This window comes from Ilumatobacter fluminis (assembly GCF_004364865.1).
GTDB classification, from domain to species: domain Bacteria; phylum Actinomycetota; class Acidimicrobiia; order Acidimicrobiales; family Ilumatobacteraceae; genus Ilumatobacter; species Ilumatobacter fluminis.
The window spans coordinates 3,079,422-3,097,395 of record NZ_SOAU01000001.1 but is presented as its reverse complement, the minus strand read 5'-3'; the positions used below and the strand labels follow the sequence as shown (position 1 = coordinate 3,097,395).

Sequence of the window (17,974 nt, the reverse complement as noted above, 5' to 3'; positions counted from 1 at the left end):
TGCCACCCAGTTGGGTCGAAGGATGTCGGTTGATGTCAGACATCAGCCGAGCCGGCGATTGTCGGTGACGCTCCTGAGCGGTCGGTTGATGTCTGACATCAACCGACCGTCCTCGTAAGGTTCGGCCCTATGAGGGTGCAGGAGCAGGTGGATGCGATCTTCGGGCGCGATCCGGAGCAGGGGGTGTCGCTCGCGATGGTGGTGCTCCGCCGGGGCGAGATCGTGGGGGAGCGGTACGGCGTGCAGCCGGCGAACGACTTCCAGCCGGCGGTCGAGATCGGCCCGGAGTCGACCCTCATCTCCTGGAGCACCGCCAAGTCGATGACCCACGCCGCATGCGGCATCCTCGTCCGCGACGGTCTGCTCGATCTCGACGCTCCCGCACCGGTCCCCGGGTGGGCCGGCACGCCGAAGGCCGAGATCACCACCCTCGACCTGCTCGAGATGCGGCCCGGATTGCGCTTCCTCGAGGATTACGTCGACGGTGAGGAGTCGAACTGCATCGCGATGTTGTGGGGCGACGGCGCCCACGACCACGCCGCTTACGCCGCCGGCCTCCCCCTCGACCACGAACCGGGCACCGTCTGGAACTACTCGTCCGGCACGACGAACATCGTCACCCGCATCATCGGCGACATCGTCGGTCACGACCAGGAGCACATGGAACGCTTCCTGATGGAGCGCCTGTTCGGCCCGACCGGCATGACCAGTGCGATCCCCAAGTTCGACGGCGTCGGCACCTGGGTCGGCTCGTCGTACGTGTACGCCACCGCTCGGGACTTCGCCCGATTCGGCGAGTTGTACCGGCACGACGGTGTCACCGAGGACGGTGAGCGGATCCTGCCCGAGGGGTGGGCCGACCACGGCCGCACGTTCGTCGCCCACGACCCGACCGACGACCTGCCGACCGGCTTCGACTACGGCCGTCACTGGTGGATGTGGCCCGAGTTCCCCGGTTCGATCGCGGCTCACGGCTACGAGGGGCAGTACATCATCGTGGTCCCCGACCGAGAACTCACGATCGTCCACCTGGGCAAGACCCCGGCCGAGCACCGCCGTCACGTCGTCGGGCCGATCGCCGACCTCATCCGCAGCGTCCCGCCGTCGACATAACCTGGCGCGACCGCCCTGCTCAGCGGCGGTGAGTCACCGATGACCGATCCGACGACCCCCGCTTCCGACGCTGCTGCGTCCGAGCCGTCCGCCGAGCCGGACGGTCGCGCGGGCGACCACGCCGTCGAACAGGCCGGCGGGTTCGACTCGGACTCGGTGTTGCGGGTCGAACCTGACGAGTACGAGGCACGCCAGGGCGACGCCCCGACCCGCCGCCCCTTCCGGTTCACGCTCAAGCTGCTGCTGTTCCTGGCGGTCATCTACTACTTCGTCGTCCCGCTCGTCCCCGATTTCCGGAACGCCCTCGAAGATCTCCGTCAGGTCGAACCCGCGCTGCTCGTGCTCGGTCTGGTACTCGAACTGATCGCGCTCTACTGCTACGCCCCGCTGATGAAGGCCGCGCTCGGCGACGCCGGGCACGACATCTCCCGCGGCCGGCTGTTCCGCATCCAGATGAGTACTCGCGCACTCTCGTCGATCGTTCCCGGCGGCAACGCGGCGTCGTCGGCACTGGGGTATCGGCTGCTCACACTGTCGGGCATCTCCGGCCCCGACGCCGGGTTCGCCTTGGCGACGGTCGGGCTCGGCTCAGCGGTCGTGCTCAACCTGATCCTGTGGTGCGGGCTCGTCGTGTCGATCCTCATCCGCGGCGTCAACCCGATCTACGCATCGGCAGCGTTGGCCGGCGTGATCGTGATGGGTCTCGCTGCCACCTTGGTGTTCGGCCTGATGGAAGGCCAGGGGAGATCGGAGCGGGCGGTGCGATGGATCGCTCGCAAGATCCACATCGACGAGAACAAGGCAGCGCTCGTCCTCCACCGCGTGGCCGAGCGGCTCGACCAGCTCATCTCCGACCGGCAACTCCTCGGTCGTGTCGTGCTCTGGGCGGCGCTGAACTGGATGTTCGACATGGCCGCCCTGTGGGTCTTCCTCCGTGCGTTCAACACCACGATGCCGCTGGACGCCATCATCGTCTCGTTCGGCATCGCAAACGTGCTCGCCGCCATCCCGATCACACCGGGAGGGCTCGGGTACGTCGACGCGAGCTACGTCGCACTGCTGGTCGGCTTCGGCGCCACCCGCAGCCGCGCCACCCTCGGTGTCGCCGCGTACCGCTTCGCCCAGTTCTTCTTCCCGATCCTGCTCGGCGGTCTGATGTACCTGTCGCTCCGTGTCGGGCCCTGGTCGATCGAGCGACGCGACCGCCTGATCCGGTTGCGAGATCTGGCCGAGGAGGAGACACGTCGCGGCGAGTCGAAGATCGACTTCCAGATGCGGTTCCCGACCCGTGACGACACCGGCCAGCTCATCCGACGACCTCCGTCGGCTCGGGAGAAGATCGAGGAGCAGCAGGAGAAGTTCCGGCGCTGGCGACGGAATCGTAAGGAGTGAGTGGCCTGACCGGCGACGTGCTCGCCTGGGGCGTGCCGCGCCTGCGCGACCTGCCGTGGCGGCACACCCGCGACCCGTGGGCGGTCCTCGTGAGCGAGGTCATGCTGCAGCAGACCCAGGTCGGCCGGGTGATCCCGCGTTGGGAGGCGTTTCTCGAACGGTTCCCGACGCCCGAGGCCTGTGCCGCCGCCCCGCTCGGTGACGTGCTCCGCGAGTGGCAAGGGCTCGGCTACCCGCGTCGCGCCCGCAACCTGCACGCCACGGCACAGCAGGTGGTGGAGCTCGGTGGCTTTCCGCGAGACCTGGCCGGTCTGCTCGCGCTGCCCGGCATCGGCCAGTACACGGCGCGAGCGGTGATGGCGTTCGCGTTCGAGCTCGATGCGGCCGTCGTCGACACCAACATCGCACGTGTCTATGCCCGAGTGGCGGGGGAGCGGTTGACGCCGAAGCGGGTGCAGGCGATCGCCGACGAGTACTGCCCCAGCGGTGACGCCTGGGTCTGGAACCAGTGCCTGATGGACCTCGGCGCCGTCCTGTGTCGCCCGCGGGACCCGGCGTGCGACGCCTGCCCGATCCGTGCCCGTTGCTCATGGGCCGGCGACGTCGACCGGCCCGATCCGGCGGTCGGGTCGAGCGGGGTCAGCACCAAGCAGGCCCCGTTCGAGGGCAGCGACCGCCAGGCCCGCGGTCGCTTGATGAAAGCCCTCGGCGACGGTCCGGTCGCCGTCATCGATGTAGCCACGGTGATGCAGCGCGACGAGGCCACTACCGACCGGTTGCTTCGGTCGCTGATCGCCGACGGCTTGTGTGTACTGGACGACATGTCGGTCCGGCTTCCCGGTTGAGCGTCGGGCGGTCGACGGCGACAACAGCACGGCTGTCGCGCACCCGGTAACCGGTCAAGGGTCGCCTGACCAGGCCCGATGCAGAACCCGTGCGTCGAGATCTCCGACCGGTCCGGGTGCTTCGGCGCCGTGGCGGGCTGCGGCCGACTCGGCGTTGTTGTCAACGGTGCTGAAAGCACCAGCTACGGAGGTTCCCGTGAAAACCCGCTCGACCCGACGCGTCCTGACCGGACTCGCGATCGTCGGACTGACCGCGACGGCAGGCTTTGCCGTTTCGGCCGGTTCGTCGTCCCATGCCGGACCGTCGGTCTTCTACCCGTCCGACTCCTGTCGACTGATCGACTCGCGAGATGTCGGGACCGGCTCCGGCTGGCTCGGTGCCGGCAAGACCCGGTCGATCACTGCCGTCGGGACGTGCTCGATCCCCGCCGACGCCACCGCCCTGTCGGTGAACGTCACGGCCGTCCTGCCGACGAAGCCGACCCACATCACGCTGTTCCCGAACGGCTCGTCCCGACCCGACGCATCCACCTTGAACCCGACGCCGCAGGTCGGCGTCGTCGCGAACACGACCGACGTCCGACTCGGGAACGGCAAGTTCTCGGTCTACAACCATGCCGGCTCGGTCGACGTGATCATCGACGTGCTCGGTTGGTATGCGCCCGGTGCCGGTGCTCCCGGCCCGAAGGGTGACACGGGCGCTCGCGGCGCGCAGGGCCCGCAGGGCGAACAAGGCCCACAGGGCGAACAGGGCGAACAGGGCGAACAGGGTCCGCAGGGCCTGCAAGGCGACCAGGGTCCGCAGGGCCTGCAAGGCGACCAGGGCGACCAGGGCGCGCAGGGCATCCAGGGCCTGATGGGGATCCCGGGTCTGCAGGGTGTCCCCGGTCCGCAAGGCGATCCCGGTGTGCAGGGCCCGCAAGGCGAACAGGGCGACCCTGGTGTGCAGGGGCCGAAGGGCGATCAGGGCGACCCCGGCGTGCAGGGCCCGCAAGGTGAGAAGGGTGACCAGGGCGATCCTGGTGTGCAGGGACCGAAGGGTGACCAGGGTGATCCCGGCGCACCAGGCCCGCAGGGCAACCCGGGCGCGACCGGCGCCACGGGCCCGCAGGGTCCCGCCGGTCCGCAGGGTCCCGCCGGTCCGTCGGGCGCCATGGTGCTCAAGGACGCATCGAACAACACGATCGGCACCGTCACCAGCATCGGTGACTACGGCGTCGAGGTGCTCACCTCGACCGGTCATCTCGCCGGCTTCGCATGGGACGGCACGATGTACCCGGGCCAGATCTACTACACCGGCGCCGGCTGCACCGGCACGGCCTACCTGAACTCGGGCGGCGCCGGATCGCCGGCGACGTGGAGCCGAACGATCGTGTACTCGAATGCGTTCGACTCGCTGATGACCAAGGCCACGGCGGACGCGAACGGCATGTCGCCGAACGTGTCGCTCACCTCGGCGTCGATCGACAACCCGAACTGCTACGCGTCGTCGGGCACCGCGCACGGATACCTCCTGCAGACCGCGACACCGGCGTCGGTCGGGCTCCCGAGCTACCCGCTCGCCGCCCCGCTGTCGATCGGCAGCTGACCCCGACACCCCTCGACGATCACGAGCAAGGCGTGAACAAACTGCGGAATAGTTCCGCAGTTTGTTCACGCCTTCGGCGGTCGGGGTGGGTTGGGGTGGGTCAGCCGGCGGTGACTTGGGCGACGATGTCGTCGAAGGCGGCGTCGGCGTAGGCCCGCATCTCGTCGTCGGTGCGGTCTTGGATGGGATGCGGGGTGAAGACCCGCGCCATCGCCGAGTAGCCGAGCGACTTCGACTGGGCTTCGGCCGCCGTCACGAACTCCTGCGACGCGACGAAGACACCGGGGATGCCACGGAGTTCGAGATCACTGATGTCGTGCACACTGCACGACGTGCAGCTGCCTCAATCGGCGAGCGCCTCGATCACCACCTGGCACTCGGTGGCGATCTCGTGCCGCAGGTCGACCGGAGCGGGCTTGGTGAACGTCGGCTTCATGTAGCGCTTGACGTTCGCGCCGACGCCGGTGAGTCGCTCCTCGAGCCGGTCGAGGAACACGTCGCCTCGCGGCTTGGAGATGTCGAGCAAGCCGACGGTCAGCCCGTCGAGCGATGCCGGGCGCGCCAGGCGTGCCCGTTCGGCGACGGTGCGTTCTCCGGTCGGATCGAGGATCGTTCGCGTCATGGCCCCTCCTGCGTTCAGTATCGCACCGCTCGGGTGACCGGTGTCGAACCCTTCGCGCCGTTCGCCCAACCGGCGATCAGCATCGAGAACAGCCCGGCACCGCCACCGGCGTAGGCCAGCATCAGGCCGGTCGGCGTGAACTTCGGCAGGTCGCCTTCGAGTCCGGCCGGTACACCTTCGGTGATGCCATCGGCGCCGCGAGCGAGTTCGGCTGCCGGTGTCGTGAGTCGGGAGTGGAGCTCGAACAGGATCCGGTCGCGGTCCCAACCGGCCTCGGCGAACACCCGGGCGTGCTCAGGGCCCATGACGAGGATGGCGTCGAACGCGATGACCAGCTTGTGGTGGTGCATCGCCTGGAGCTGGTGGGCGAGCGAGTTGGCCAACGATTCGGGCGTTCGGCTCAGCTGATCGACGATGCAGTGCGGTCCTTCGCCGGCGAACACGGTGATGGCGTCGACACCGTCGTCGATCCCGAACTGTCCGGCGAGCGTGCCGTACGGCGAGGTGACGTCGTCCTCCGCGAAGCAGAAGCCCACCTTGCCGGGGTTTCCGTGGGTCGCCCGGTCGACCTCGCCGGGGCGTCCACCGCCGACGTTGCGGACGACGAGCTGGAGCGCCCGCCCGATCGTCGAGTTGGCACGGTTGCCCTGGCCCATCGCGTTGATCCCCGAGTTCATGCCGATCCGACGGGTGCCGGGGCCGCTGCACACGATCACCGGGCTGACCGGCATCGTGGTCGCGAGGAGACCGTGCATGTTGAACTCGTCGTTGCACACCGCCTCGACCGCGGTGAGGACCCACGGCATGAACTCCGGCTTGCAGCCGGCCATGACGGCGGCGATGGCGACCTTCTCGACGGTCACATCGACGAGGTCGGGCGGCACCGTGGCGACGATCTCGTCGGGAGAGCGAGTGGTGCCGTCGAGCATCGCCATCACGCGCGCCTCGGTCGGCGGCACGACGGGGAGGCCGTCGGTCCAGCCCCGTGTGAACATCATCTCGATGTCGTCCTCCGCGTCGGCGACCTCGATCCGCCGTGCCTGGAGGATGCTGCCGCCGTGGCGCACACGGAGCTCGTCGATCAAGTCGGGGTCGACGCTCTTGCTGCCGCAGCCCGGACGCATCGTCGGCAGGTCGGGTCCGAGGCCCTCGATGCCGGTCAGCGCTTCCCATGCGGTACGCAGCCAGCCGACGGTGCGGTCGACCTCGGTGCCGTTCTCGACCGAGATGAGGGTGGGGACGGTCTCGATCTCGTGGTGCCAGCTGACGCCGAGGTCGGCGTCGTGGACGGCGGCCGGGTCGCCGGGGAAGTCGGGGTCGTCCTGGGTGTAGACCGTGATGCCGGGGCCGGCGGCCAGTTGCTGCAGCACCGGCACCACCGTGCGGCACGTCTCGCAGTCGCGCTTGACCACGACCACCAACCCGTCAGGCAACACCGGCTTCCCCATCCCGCCGACGCTACGCCGTGGTGCAACCACCCGGCGAACCAGCACCCGCCCGCCGCCGGACTCCTGGTGGGTCGAATCGCCTGTGCGTCCGGGGGTGGGGGTGGTCGGGGTCGGGTCGGTGCCGGACGCCTGGTGGATTAAATCGCCTGTGCGTCCACCGGTGGACTCGAGGTGGATTAAATCGACTGTGCGTCCGGGTGAGGGGTTGGTCGGGGTCGGGTCGGTGCCGGACGCCTGGTGGGTTAAATCGCCTGTGCGTCCGCCGGTGGACGCCTGGTGGATTTAATCGCCTGTGCGTCCGGGTGAGGGCTGGTCGGGGTCGGGTCGGTGCCGGACTCCTGGTGGATTAAATCGCCTGTGCGTCCACCGGTGGACCTGAAGTGGATTTAATCGCCTGTGGGTCCGGCGGTGGTCGGTGGGGAGCGCCCTGGAGGCGGCGGGGTCAGGGGGCGGTCGGGACGACGGGGAAGCGGTCGTCGTCGAGGGGGTCGCCCGGGCGGAGGCCGTCGGGTTCGAACGGGGGCGAGACCTGCCACGGGCGTTCGGCCCACACGGCGTCGTCGCCGACCCAGCGCAAGCTGACGACCCGTCGTCGCCGGTCGGCCGACGGGTTGCCCGGCGCGTCGTGCAGGGTCCGGTAGTGGAACACGACGACGTCGCCCGGTTCGACACCGAAGGTCACGGTTCGCAGGGTCGGATCGTCGGCCAGCATGGCGTCGATGTCGGGCAGCAGCTCGTACCGCCCCGACTCCGCGGCGTACGGCGTGTGATCGACGAACTTGCGCGGGATGAACCAGCGGTTCCAGCGATGCGACCCGGCGACGAACCGCACGCCCGCTCCCTCGGGCACCGGGTCGAGTGCGATCCACATCGAGACGTTCTGGTCGCCGTCGACGGAGTAGTACGGCTGGTCGTGGTGCCACGGCGTGCGCTCGGTGGCTCCCGGCTCCTTCACCAGGACGTGCTCGTGGAAGAAGCGGACCGTGTCCGAACCCATCAGGGCTGCGGCGACCTCGGCGAGACCACTGCCGAAGACGGCTGCCTCGTACTGCGGCACGGAGCGCCAGGTCACGTAGTCGCTCCAGAATCCGACCGACTCGTCCGGGTTCGTGTACCAGTGCGACCACGGGCTCGGGTGGGTGCGGTTGTACTCGACGCCGTCGGCCAACCCAGCCAGCGTGGCCGGGTCGACCGCTTCGCGGAGCACGGCAGCGCCGTCGTGTCGGAAGGCATCGATCGCGTCGGGGGTGGCGCTCGTCATCGGAACCAGGATCGCAGAATCGTTCTGCGATCTCTAGGCTGCCGTGCGTGGCACGAGGGCTTCAGGGTGGGAACCGGCTCCGATGCGGCCCCGAGCCGCGTCGGCGAGCGCGCTCCCGGCGCCGCAGTGCCGTTGCCGGTCTGGTCGCGCTGGCGACGCTGACCACCACGGCCTGCGGCGGCAACGACGACGAACCCGAGGTGGTGGCACCCGGGCCGCTCGACTCGCTCGAGGTCGGCGACTACGAACCGGCGGCGAGTCTCTCCGAGCTCGCCGAACGATCCGACCGAACGGCCATGGGCACCATCGTCGACGTCGAGGAAGGGTGGCGGTTCGGAGACGGCCCCGACGACCCGGCGGCGACCCGCATGATCGAGCTGATCGTGGAGGCCGGCGAACTCGACGGACCGATCCACGTGATCTGGCCGTATGCGCAGCGCTACGAGATCGATGTGATCCGTGAGGCGATGCCGATCGGTGCGCCGGTCGTGCTGTACCTGTCCGAGTTCACGGCGATCGACGGCGAAGCAGGCTGGTACCACCTCGGCCCTGACGACGGCCACACCCACTGGGAACTCACCACACCACAGGGGTTCATCCTCGCCGACAGCGAGCTGGGCGTCGCCGTGCTCGGCGATCCGTCGGCACCGTTCGACGACGCACCGCCCCTCGACGGCGATTTCGACCTCTGGCTCGTTCCCACCTCGACCGTGCCGCCGAACGAGTGACCGGTCGAACGACTGACCGACGAACGACGAATCGCCCGGGCGGCTGAACAGTCGGCGGCTTGCATCGGCCGCCGCCCTGACCGACACTGACGCGGTGTCCGCCTCCGAGATCGACGACTACCTCCTGACGTTGCCCGACGACCAGCGGCGCGCGCTCGACGAACTCCGCCGGGCGATCCTGGCGGTGATCCCCGACGCCGAGCAGGGGATCTCGTACAAGCTCCCGGCGTTCCGTGCCGAGGGCAAGCTGGTCGCCGGGTTCGGCGCCTTCAGCAACCACCTGAGCTACCTGCCCCACAGCGGCACCGTGCTCCCGGGCCTCCGGCTCGACGCCGCCGGCTACGACTGCACGAAGTCGTCGCTCCACTTCACCCCCGACCAGCCGCTCCCCGCCGCGCTGGTCGAGCGCCTCCTCGAAGCGAGGCTCGCCGAGATTCGCGGCGACTGACGCTCGCGAGCAGGTCGATGGCATCCTGATGGCGTGCGGCTGATCGGGATCGACCTGGCGGCGAGTCCGGCGTCGACCGGTGTCGTGGTGATCGAACGGGCCACGCGCGGGTGGGTCGCCCGAGCCGTCGACGACGAAGCCGACGACGACCTGCTGGTATCGCTCGCCGTCGACGCCGACGCGATCGGTGTCGATGCCCCGCTCGGCTGGCCCGACGCATTCGTCGAGGCAGTCGCAGCTCACCACCGCGGCGGCCGGTGGACGGGCACGACCGACCGTCGGCCGTTGACGCACCGGCTCACCGACCTGGTCACGCGCGAGATCGTCGGTCGGTATCCGCTGTCGGTGTCGGCCGACCTGCTCGGCGTGGTCGCGATGCGCGCCGCGCTGTTGCAGCAGCGCTGGGCCGACGAGGTGTGGGCCGGCGAGCCGGCGGCCCGCGATGGCAGCGGCGTCGTCAGCGAGACGTATCCGGCGGCCGCCTTCGCAGCGTGGACGATCGCCTGCCGCGGCTACAAGGCGCGCAATCGGCCCGAGGAAGCCCGAGCGGTGCGCGACTCGATCGTGCGTGAGTTGGCCCGCTCGACGACTTCGTGGCTCGACAGCACGGCGATCGCCGATGCGGCGGTCGCGAGCGACCATGTACTCGACGCCTGGGTGTGTGCCCTGATCGCGCTGGCGGTGCGTGCCGGCGCGACAGCCGGGCCGGACCCGGCGCAGGTCGACGTGGCCCGACGCGAAGGTTGGATCCACGTCCCGACGTCACCGCTCGACGCGCTCCGGCCTCCGGGCCGAACCCGGTGAGCAACTCGGCTCAGCGGCGGATCAGCCGGGCGAACTCGATCTCGAGGCACCGGTCCTGCACCACGTCGAGGCCGGCGTGCACGGCGCGTGTGGCGGCGACGTCGTTGACGAGGCCGAGCTGGAACCAGACCGACGTCGCCCCGATCGCGATCGACTCGTCGACGACCCCGGCCAGGTGCTCGGTGCGGCGGAACACGTCGACCATGTCGGGCACCTCGGGAAGCGCGTCGAGGCTCGGATAGACCGGTCGGCCGAACAGTTCGTCGACGGTCGGGTTGACGAACCACAGGGTCCACTCGGTGTGGTCGATGAGGTAGCGGGTGACGGTGTGGCTCGGTCGACGGGGATTGTCGGACACGCCGACGACGGCGACGGATTGCGTCCGCCGCAGGAGTGCACGGAGTCCGTCGTTCTCGTCGATCAGCGGCATCGTGACGGTGCGGGGCAGATGGGTGGCTGCACGACGTCATCTTGGGTGGTGCACCCGGTGCGGGGCAAGCCGTTTGGCACCCGCCCGTTCGGAACATCGACGCGCCGTCCGAAACCGGCCAGCGGGAGGCGACCGCACCGCCGTATCGTCGCTGGCGATGGCCAGCCAGACCGTGCTCCCGACCGTGGCTCCCGAAGACGTATCGATGGGCCCGATCGACTGGGCTCGGTGGGCCGCGCCCGGCCTGATCTGGGGGTCGAGCTTCTACCTGATCGCCGAGGGGCTCGATGCCTTCTCGCCGTACCTCGTGTCGTGGCTCCGGATCGGATTCGGGATGGTCGTCATCGCTGCGTTCGGCGGGTGGCGCGGATCGGTCGATCGTGCGGCGTGGGCGCGGATCGGCCTGTTGTCGGTCGTGTGGATGGCGTTGCCGTTGACGCTGTTCTCGCTCGCCGAGGAACGGGTCTCGTCGAGCGTCACCGGCATGCTCAACGGCGCCAACCCGATCTTCACCGCAGCCGTGGCCGCCGTGATCGTGGCGGCGCTCCCACCGTCTCGTCAGATGGTCGGCCTCGCCGTCGGGCTGCTCGGCATCGTGATGATCGCCGCTCCCACCTGGTCGGAAGGATCGTCGAGCGCGAGCGGCATCCTGATGATCCTGGCCGCACTGGCGTGCTACGGCGTCGCCCTCAACGTCGCCGGACCGGTGCAACGACGGATCGGCTCCATCGCCGTCATCGGCCGGGCGTTGCCGCTGGCGTTCGTGTGGACGGCGCCGATGGGGATCGCCGGCATCGGCGACTCGACGTTCCAGTGGCGCAGCTTCCTCGCCGTCGCCGTGCTGGGCGCGTTCGGCACCGGGGTCGCCTTCGTCCTGATGGCGTCGAACACCGGGCGCTACGGCAGCACCCGGGCGTCGAGCACCACGTACCTGATCCCGGCGATGTCGATCGCGCTCGGGGTCGCGCTGCGTGGTGAGACGACGTACGCCATTGCGCTCCTCGGCAGCGTCGTCGCCGTGGCGGGCGCGTACCTGGTGAACACTGCTCGGCGGCCCTGATTTTCGGCCTGGGGTAGTGTCGCCGCATGCTGCCGACTGCACCGTTCGGGTCGACCGGACACCGTTCCACCCGCATCATCTTCGGCGCCGCTGCGCTCGGCGGGATGAGCCAGCAGCGGGCCGACGCCACCCTCGAGCTCATCGATCGAGCGGGGGTCAACCACATCGACACGGCGGCGAGCTACGGCGCGAGCGAAGACCGACTGCAGCCGTTCCTGTCCGACCACCGCAGCCGCTTCTTCCTCGCCACCAAGACCGGTGAACGATCGGGGTCGGCGGCGCGGGCCGAACTCGAGCGGTCACTCGAACGGATGGGGGTCGACCAGGTCGACCTGATCCAGCTCCACAACCTGGTCGAACCAGACGAGTGGGAGACGGCGTTCGCCCCCGACGGTGCGGTGGCTGCGCTCGAACAGGCTCGTGCCGAAGGACTCACCAGGTTCATCGGGGTGACCGGACACGGGCTGCGGATCGCGTCGATGCACCTGCGGAGTCTCGATGCGTTCGCGTTCGACAGCGTGCTGTTCCCGTACAACCACTCCCTGCTCGGGCTCGACGACTACCGGGCCGACGTCGGTGCGCTCCGCTCTCGGTGCGGTGAACGCGGCGTGGCGGCACAGACCATCAAGTCGATCGCTCGGGGTCGGTGGGCCGATCCCGGTCAGCCGCACTTCAGTTGGTACGAGCCGCTGACCGAACCCGACGCCATCGCCCGCGCCGTGCGCTACGTGCTCGCCGAACCCGACTTGTTCCTCAACACGACGAGTGATGCCCGCCTGCTTCCGGCGATCCTCGACGCAGCGTCGGGCGACGTGACGGCGCCGACCGATGCCGAGATGGCCGCCGACGCCGACGAGTTCGGTGTGACCCCGCTGTTCGACGGCCGCGAGCTCGAGCGGATCTGACACTCGGCGTCAGACGAGCGCCGCGGACTCAGCCGTCCTGTTGGACCAGGCTGGTCTCGCCGGGGCAGATGCCGGCGTCGACGAGCAGGCCGGCGAGCGTGAGGTAGCCGTCCTCGTCGTACGAGCGGGCTTCGTCGCCCTGCAGGGTGCTGCACACGGTGGCGACCGCCAGATCGGCTGCCGGGCTCGTCGTCTGATCGGCGAGTCCGGCCTGGACGGCGAACGCCCGGCCGGCTTCGAGCGCGGCGTCGCACGTGGCCAGTGCCGTGTCGAAGGTGACGCCGGTGACCGTGCACGACACGCCGAGGATCTGTCCGGTGGTCGTCGAGTCGACGATCTGGTTCGCTGCCGGCGTCGTGGCCTCGAACGGCGCTGACGAGTACGAGAGGCGCTGCCACGACCAGCCGGTCGACGGGTCGTCGACGCCGACGAGCACCTCGTCGTCGTCGAGCCAGAGGGTGACCGGGTGGTTGTTCACGTCGTCGACGCCCGGAATGGCGGTCTCCTGGAAGTCTTGCCATTGGAGTGGGAACGCCTCGGCGAACGAGGCGAGGTCGAGCGACAGTTCGTAGCGGGTGCGCTGGTTGTCGTCGTCGTCGCCTTCGTCGACCTGATCGTCGAGGTCGATGTAGCCACGCCGCAGTCGGTTGGTGAGGATCGCGTCCGCGGTGTCGTCGTCGCGCAGATACGTCATGGCCCGGTCGATCGACTGGACGACGGGTTCGGACGGGTCGACGGGCACCCAGAGGCCCTGTTCGTTCTGGGCGAACACCTCGACACCGTCGGGGCTCGTGAGGTTGTCGGTCGCGTTCGGGCTGCCGGCAAGACCGACGAACTCGAACGATCCGGTGTTCGTGTCGAACGTCAGCGTGCCCTGGAGCGGGATCTGCTCGGCGGTCGAGGTGATGAGGATGCTCGTCTGCTGTACGTCGGGCACGTCGGGGCCGGCCGCCGGGATCTGGTCGCGGTCGAGCCAGTCCTGGACGTATCGGGCGCCGACGTAGATGCCGATCGCGGCGGCGCCGAGCAGGCACGTCGCGATCAGGCCCCGGGCGAGGCGGCGGTACCACGGGTTGGCGCGTCGGTAGACGCTGCGGTTCCGCTCGTCGCGGCTGCGGTACACGCTGGCCGCCGCACCGGCGGGTGCGCCGCGCGTCGGTGCCTCGTCGACGCCTCCGGAGGGCGCCGCCGCCCCGGCGCCGAGGCGCGGCTCGTTCGGATCGACGTCGGGTTCGGTGGGCGCGTCGGCCGTGTCGCTCGTTCCGGCGTCGGCGAGCGACTCGCCGTCGTCGGTCGTGCCGCCGTGCCAGGCTGCTGACAATGCGCCGAGGGTCGCCGACGTGTCGGTGTCGTCGGCGACACGGTCGGCCGGTTCGGTGGGAGCGGGCACGACATCGCCCTCGGCTGCGTCGTGCGAAGACGCGACGGCATCGACCGTCTCGGCGTCTGCCGGCTCGGTCGATTCCGTCGTCTCGGGCACGTCGTCCGGTTCGGACGCGTCGCGTTCACCCACCGTCATGCGCACATCGTGCCAGATCGGGCACCCCTCGCGGGTGACTGCGCCCGGGAGGCCCGCGACGCCCGATGAGCAGGGTGGGAACAGCACCACCTTTCGGACACGAGCCGTTGCCGCCGGTACGCTCGGCTTCGTGTCTGGCACAGAGACCTCCGGATCGGCGTTCGGGACCAACTCCTGGCTCGTCGAAGAGATGTACGAGCGATACGTCGCCGATCCCACCGCGGTAGCCGAGTCGTGGCGTGAGTTCTTCGAGGACTACACGTCGATCTCCGCACCGGCGCACCAGAACGATCCGGCACCTGCCCCGGCGCCCGCCCCGGCCGACAGCAACGGTGCGGCGACGCCGCCTCCGCCGCCGGCTGATGCCACGCCGGCACCAGCACCTGCTCCGTCCGCCTCGAAGCCTGCACCTGCGCCAGCGGCCGAACCGGCCGCCGAACCCGGCGAGCTGATCAAGGGCGTCGGCGCTGCGATCGTGCGCAACATGGCGGCGAGCCTCGAGGTGCCGACCGCCACGAGCTTCCGCAACGTGCCGGCCAAGCTGCTCGAGGTCAACCGCAAGGTCATCAACGGGTACCGCACCCGAGCCGGCCTCGGCAAGGTCAGCTTCACCCACCTGATCGGCTACGCCGTCGTGCGAGCGATCGCCGAGACGGTGCCGAACATGAAGAACGGGTTCGTCGAGGGCGCCGACGGCAAGCCCCGGCTGGTGCGCAACGACCACGTCAACATGGGCCTCGCGGTCGACGTCGACAAGGGCGACGGCACCCGCACGCTGGTCGTGCCGGTGCTCAAGCAGGCCGACACGCTCGACTTCGCTGGCTTCCTGGCGGCCTACAACGAGATCATCCGCAAGGTCCAGAACAACAAGCTGACCCTCGACGACTACGCCGGTGCGAACGTCAGCCTGACCAACCCGGGCACGATCGGCACCGTCCAGTCGGTGCCGCGCCTGATGCCCGGCCAGGGCGTCATCGTCGGCGTCGGCAACATCGACTACCCGGCCGAATTCGAGGGCGCCGACAAGCGCAACCTGTCGTCGCTCGGCGTGTCGAAGGTCGTCACCGTCACCAGCACGTACGACCACCGGATCATCCAGGGCGCCGAGTCGGGCCTGTTCCTGAAGCGGGTCCACGAACTCCTGCTCGGCGAGCACGGCTTCTACGAGGACATCTTCCACGACCTCGACATGCCGTACGAGGCGGTCAAGTGGCGGCCCGACACGAACCCGATCGACCGCGAAGAAGCGATGCTCGCCAAGCAGATGGCCGTCGCCAAGCTGATCCGTGTGCACCGGGTCCGCGGTCACCTCATCGCCGACCTCGACCCGCTCCGCTGGAAGGAGCCGCACACCCCGGTCGAACTCGATCCGGCCACGTACGGCCTCACGATCTGGGATCTCGACCGCGAGTTCCTCACCGACGGCGTCGGCGGTCGCGACAAGATGTCGCTCGGCGACCTGCTCGGGGTGCTGCGCGACGCGTATTGCCGCACGATCGGCGTCGAGTACATGCACATCCAGAACACCGAAGAGCAACGGTGGATCCAGGAGCGTGTCGAGTCGAAGCCGCCGTCGTTCGAGAAGGACCAGAAGATGCGGATCCTCGAGCGGCTCAACGCCGCCGAGGCGTTCGAGAAGTTCCTGGCCACCAAGTACGTCGGTACGAAGCGGTTCGGGATCGAGGGGGCCGAGTCGGCGATCCCGATCCTCGACGAGATCCTGTCGCACGCCGCCGACGAGGGGCTCGACGGTTCGGTGCTCGGCATGGCCCACCGCGGTCGACTCAACGTGCTCTCGAACATCGTCGGCAAGAGCTACGAGGCGATCTTCTCCGAGTTCGAGGGCCACGTCGATCCGAACACCGTGCAGGGTTCGGGCGACGTCAAGTACCACCTCGGTGCGACCGGTAAGTACCACAGCCCGTCCGGTGCCGACATCAAGGTCGAGCTCGCCGCCAACCCGAGCCACCTCGAGACGGTCGACCCGATCGTCATGGGCATGGTCCGTGCACAGCAGGACCAGATCGAGCCGATGGGTGCGTTCTCGGTCCTGCCGCTCCTGATCCACGGCGACGCAGCGTTCGCCGGGCAGGGCGTCGTCGCCGAATGCCTCGCCATGAGCGACATCGGCGGCTACCGCATCGGCGGCACGATCCACCTCATCATCAACAACCAGATCGGCTTCACGACCGCCCCCGAGTGGAGCCGGTCGTCGATGTACTGCTCCGACGTCGCGAAGACGGTGCAGGCGCCGATCTTCCACGTCAACGGCGACGACCCCGAGGCGTGCGTCCGGGTGGCCAGGATGGCGTGGGAGTACCGCCAGAAGTTCCACAAGGACGTCGTCATCGACATGGTGTGCTACCGCCGCCACGGTCACAACGAGGGCGACGATCCGAGCTACACCCAGCCGCTGATGTACAAGGCGATCGCCGAACGTCGAAGCGTGCGCAAGGTGTACGTCGAGACACTGGTGAAGCGCGGCGACATCACCGTCGAGGAAGCCGAACAGGCGCTCGAGGACTTCCAGGGCAAGCTCCAGGTGGCGCTCGACGAGACCCGGTCACGCAACACCGAGGCGCCGAAGGTGCCGCGTCCGCCGAAACCGCTCGGCGTCCTGCCCCACATCCCGACCGGCGTCGAACGAGAGACGCTCGAGCGGATCTTCCATCAGCTCACGAACTTCCCCGAGGGCTTCACGCCGCACCCGAAACTGGTGCGCCAGTTCGAGACGCGCACGAAGCAATTCGAGTCGGCGAACGACGTCGACTGGGCGACCGCCGAGGCGCTCGCGATCGGTTCGCTGATCCTCGAAGGTGCCCCGGTCCGACTCGCCGGCGAGGACTCCCGGCGCGGCACGTTCAGCCAGCGCCACGCTGCCGTGGTCGACTTCGAGACCGGCCAGCCGTGGATCCCGCTCGCCGACATCGAGGGCGCCGAAGCCAACTTCTGGGTGTACGACTCCTTGCTGTCGGAGTACGCAGCGCTCGGCTACGAGTACGGCTACGCCCACTCGAACCCGGATGCGCTCGTGATGTGGGAGGCCCAGTTCGGCGACTTCGTCAACGGTGCCCAGATCATCATCGACCAGTACATCGTCGCCGCGGAAGACAAGTGGGGCCAACGCAACGGCGTGGTGCTCCTGCTGCCCCACGGCTACGAAGGCCAGGGCCCCGAACACTCCTCGGCCCGGATCGAGCGCTTCCTCACCCTCGCCGCCGAAGACAACATGCAGGTCGTCAACGCCACGACCGCACGTCAGTACTTCCACCTGCTGCGCCGGCAGGTGCACCAGGAGCGTCAGACCCCCCTGGTGGTGTTCACGCCGAAGCAAGGCCTGCGCATGAAGCAGACCCGTAGCCACATCGACGAGCTCACCATGGGCTCGTTCGAAGAGGTGCTCGACGATCCGCACGTGTCCGACCCCGATGCCGTCAGCCGCATCGTGTTCTGCTCGGGCAAGGTGGCCTGGGACGCGATGTCGGAGCGCGACGCCCGAGAGGCGCCGGTTGCCATCGTCCGTGTCGAGCAGCTGTTCCCGCTGCCGACCGATCAGATGCTCGACATCGTCCAGAACCGGTACCCGAACGCTCGCGAGCTCGTGTGGCTCCAGGAGGAACCGGAGAACATGGGTCCCTGGCACTTCATCGAGCACCACACCTGGCGTGTGAAGGATCTCGGCTACGACCTCCGCCACGTCGCCCGTGTCGAGTCCGGTAGCCCCGCCACCGGGTCGAAGACGGTCCACGACCAGGAACTCGCCGACCTGATGGACGGCATCTTCGACGGCCTCTGAGGGATGCGGCGCGCG

The 17,974-nt window shown here is 69.0% G+C and carries 15 protein-coding genes; 10 read left to right on the top strand and 5 right to left on the bottom strand.

The window, feature by feature from the left end:
- Nucleotides 1–129 precede the first annotated feature (129 nt).
- From BDK89_RS14025 to BDK89_RS22435, 4 genes are all read left to right on the top strand, one after another.
- Nucleotides 130–1,113 carry a serine hydrolase domain-containing protein gene (locus BDK89_RS14025; RefSeq protein ID WP_133869532.1) on the top strand — a complete coding sequence of 328 codons (984 nt, stop codon included), beginning with the start codon at nucleotides 130–132 and terminating at the stop codon, nucleotides 1,111–1,113.
- A gap of 39 nt (nucleotides 1,114–1,152) precedes the next feature.
- A complete protein-coding gene (locus BDK89_RS14020; protein WP_133869531.1) occupies nucleotides 1,153–2,505 on the top strand; it encodes a lysylphosphatidylglycerol synthase transmembrane domain-containing protein in 1,353 nt (450 codons plus the stop codon).
- Nucleotides 2,502–3,350 carry an HhH-GPD family protein gene (locus BDK89_RS14015; RefSeq protein WP_243839175.1) on the top strand — a complete coding sequence of 283 codons (849 nt, stop codon included), beginning with the start codon at nucleotides 2,502–2,504 and terminating at the stop codon, nucleotides 3,348–3,350. The genes BDK89_RS14020 and BDK89_RS14015 overlap by 4 nt, the downstream gene beginning before the upstream one ends.
- Nucleotides 3,351–3,546: 196 nt before the next feature.
- A complete protein-coding gene (locus BDK89_RS22435) occupies nucleotides 3,547–4,938 on the top strand; it encodes a collagen-like domain-containing protein (protein ID WP_243839174.1) in 1,392 nt (463 codons plus the stop codon).
- A 100-nt stretch (nucleotides 4,939–5,038) separates the two neighbouring features.
- Here the strand turns inward: BDK89_RS22435 and BDK89_RS22585 are convergent, their stop codons facing one another.
- The 3 genes from BDK89_RS22585 to BDK89_RS13990 all read right to left on the bottom strand — a co-directional run bounded on the left by BDK89_RS22585 (nucleotide 5,039) and on the right by BDK89_RS13990 (nucleotide 8,269).
- Complete coding sequence (locus BDK89_RS22585; RefSeq protein WP_279586791.1) at nucleotides 5,039–5,560, bottom strand: UGSC family (seleno)protein; 522 nt, start codon at nucleotides 5,558–5,560, stop codon at nucleotides 5,039–5,041.
- Nucleotides 5,561–5,574: 14 nt separating this feature from the next.
- Nucleotides 5,575–7,008, bottom strand: coding sequence for a thioredoxin family protein (locus BDK89_RS13995; protein WP_133869527.1), 1,434 nt, complete (start codon nucleotides 7,006–7,008; stop codon nucleotides 5,575–5,577).
- 442 nt (nucleotides 7,009–7,450) lie between these two features.
- Nucleotides 7,451–8,269: a phytanoyl-CoA dioxygenase family protein gene (locus BDK89_RS13990; protein WP_133869526.1), complete on the bottom strand. Its 819-nt coding sequence runs from the start codon at nucleotides 8,267–8,269 to the stop codon at nucleotides 7,451–7,453.
- 47 nt (nucleotides 8,270–8,316) lie between these two features.
- Here BDK89_RS13990 and BDK89_RS13985 point away from each other — a divergent pair, with 47 nt between their 5' ends.
- The 3 genes from BDK89_RS13985 to BDK89_RS13975 all read left to right on the top strand — a co-directional run bounded on the left by BDK89_RS13985 (nucleotide 8,317) and on the right by BDK89_RS13975 (nucleotide 10,249).
- Nucleotides 8,317–8,997, top strand: coding sequence for a hypothetical protein (locus tag BDK89_RS13985; RefSeq protein WP_133869525.1), 681 nt, complete (start codon nucleotides 8,317–8,319; stop codon nucleotides 8,995–8,997).
- Between the two features lie 94 nt (nucleotides 8,998–9,091).
- A complete protein-coding gene (locus BDK89_RS13980) occupies nucleotides 9,092–9,445 on the top strand; it encodes an iron chaperone (RefSeq protein ID WP_166657582.1) in 354 nt (117 codons plus the stop codon).
- 33 nt (nucleotides 9,446–9,478) lie between these two features.
- On the top strand, nucleotides 9,479–10,249 hold the full coding sequence (locus BDK89_RS13975) for a DUF429 domain-containing protein (RefSeq protein ID WP_133869523.1): 771 nt from the start codon (nucleotides 9,479–9,481) through the stop codon (nucleotides 10,247–10,249).
- Between the two features lie 10 nt (nucleotides 10,250–10,259).
- Here BDK89_RS13975 and BDK89_RS13970 read toward each other — a convergent pair whose 3' ends face one another.
- The gene (locus BDK89_RS13970) at nucleotides 10,260–10,679 is read right to left on the bottom strand and encodes a CoA-binding protein (protein WP_133869522.1); all 420 of its coding nucleotides are present in this window, start codon (nucleotides 10,677–10,679) and stop codon (nucleotides 10,260–10,262) included.
- Nucleotides 10,680–10,836: 157 nt separating this feature from the next.
- On the opposite strand from BDK89_RS13970, the gene BDK89_RS13965 reads away from it, so the two are divergent.
- Nucleotides 10,837–11,739, top strand: a complete 903-nt coding sequence (locus BDK89_RS13965) for a DMT family transporter (RefSeq protein ID WP_133869521.1) — start codon at nucleotides 10,837–10,839, stop codon at nucleotides 11,737–11,739.
- Between the two features lie 26 nt (nucleotides 11,740–11,765).
- Entirely contained in the window at nucleotides 11,766–12,644 is an 879-nt protein-coding gene (locus BDK89_RS13960) for an aldo/keto reductase (RefSeq protein WP_133869520.1), read from the top strand.
- Between the two features lie 28 nt (nucleotides 12,645–12,672).
- On the opposite strand, the gene BDK89_RS13955 is transcribed toward BDK89_RS13960, so the two are convergent.
- Complete coding sequence (locus tag BDK89_RS13955) at nucleotides 12,673–14,163, bottom strand: prolipoprotein diacylglyceryl transferase (protein WP_133869519.1); 1,491 nt, start codon at nucleotides 14,161–14,163, stop codon at nucleotides 12,673–12,675.
- Between BDK89_RS13955 and BDK89_RS13950 the strand changes: the two genes are divergently transcribed.
- Entirely contained in the window at nucleotides 14,162–17,959 is a 3,798-nt protein-coding gene (locus tag BDK89_RS13950; RefSeq protein ID WP_133869518.1) for a multifunctional oxoglutarate decarboxylase/oxoglutarate dehydrogenase thiamine pyrophosphate-binding subunit/dihydrolipoyllysine-residue succinyltransferase subunit, read from the top strand. The genes BDK89_RS13955 and BDK89_RS13950 overlap by 2 nt on opposite strands.
- The last annotated feature ends 15 nt before the right edge of the window (nucleotides 17,960–17,974 follow it).

What these genes read in the sequence shown, in the direction of transcription:
- BDK89_RS13965 (WP_133869521.1), top strand. Translation starts at nt 10,837, where the DNA reads ATGGCCAGCCAGACCGTGCTCCCGACCGTGGCTCCCGAAGACGTATCG.
- BDK89_RS13950 (WP_133869518.1), top strand. Translation starts at nt 14,162, where the DNA reads ATGCGCACATCGTGCCAGATCGGGCACCCCTCGCGGGTGACTGCGCCC.
- BDK89_RS14025 (WP_133869532.1), top strand. Translation starts at nt 130, where the DNA reads ATGAGGGTGCAGGAGCAGGTGGATGCGATCTTCGGGCGCGATCCGGAG.
- BDK89_RS13995 (WP_133869527.1), bottom strand. Translation starts at nt 7,008, where the DNA reads ATGGGGAAGCCGGTGTTGCCTGACGGGTTGGTGGTCGTGGTCAAGCGC.
- BDK89_RS13990 (WP_133869526.1), bottom strand. Translation starts at nt 8,269, where the DNA reads ATGACGAGCGCCACCCCCGACGCGATCGATGCCTTCCGACACGACGGC.
- BDK89_RS13970 (WP_133869522.1), bottom strand. Translation starts at nt 10,679, where the DNA reads ATGCCGCTGATCGACGAGAACGACGGACTCCGTGCACTCCTGCGGCGG.
- BDK89_RS13955 (WP_133869519.1), bottom strand. Translation starts at nt 14,163, where the DNA reads ATGACGGTGGGTGAACGCGACGCGTCCGAACCGGACGACGTGCCCGAG.
- BDK89_RS14020 (WP_133869531.1), top strand. Translation starts at nt 1,153, where the DNA reads ATGACCGATCCGACGACCCCCGCTTCCGACGCTGCTGCGTCCGAGCCG.
- BDK89_RS13960 (WP_133869520.1), top strand. Translation starts at nt 11,766, where the DNA reads ATGCTGCCGACTGCACCGTTCGGGTCGACCGGACACCGTTCCACCCGC.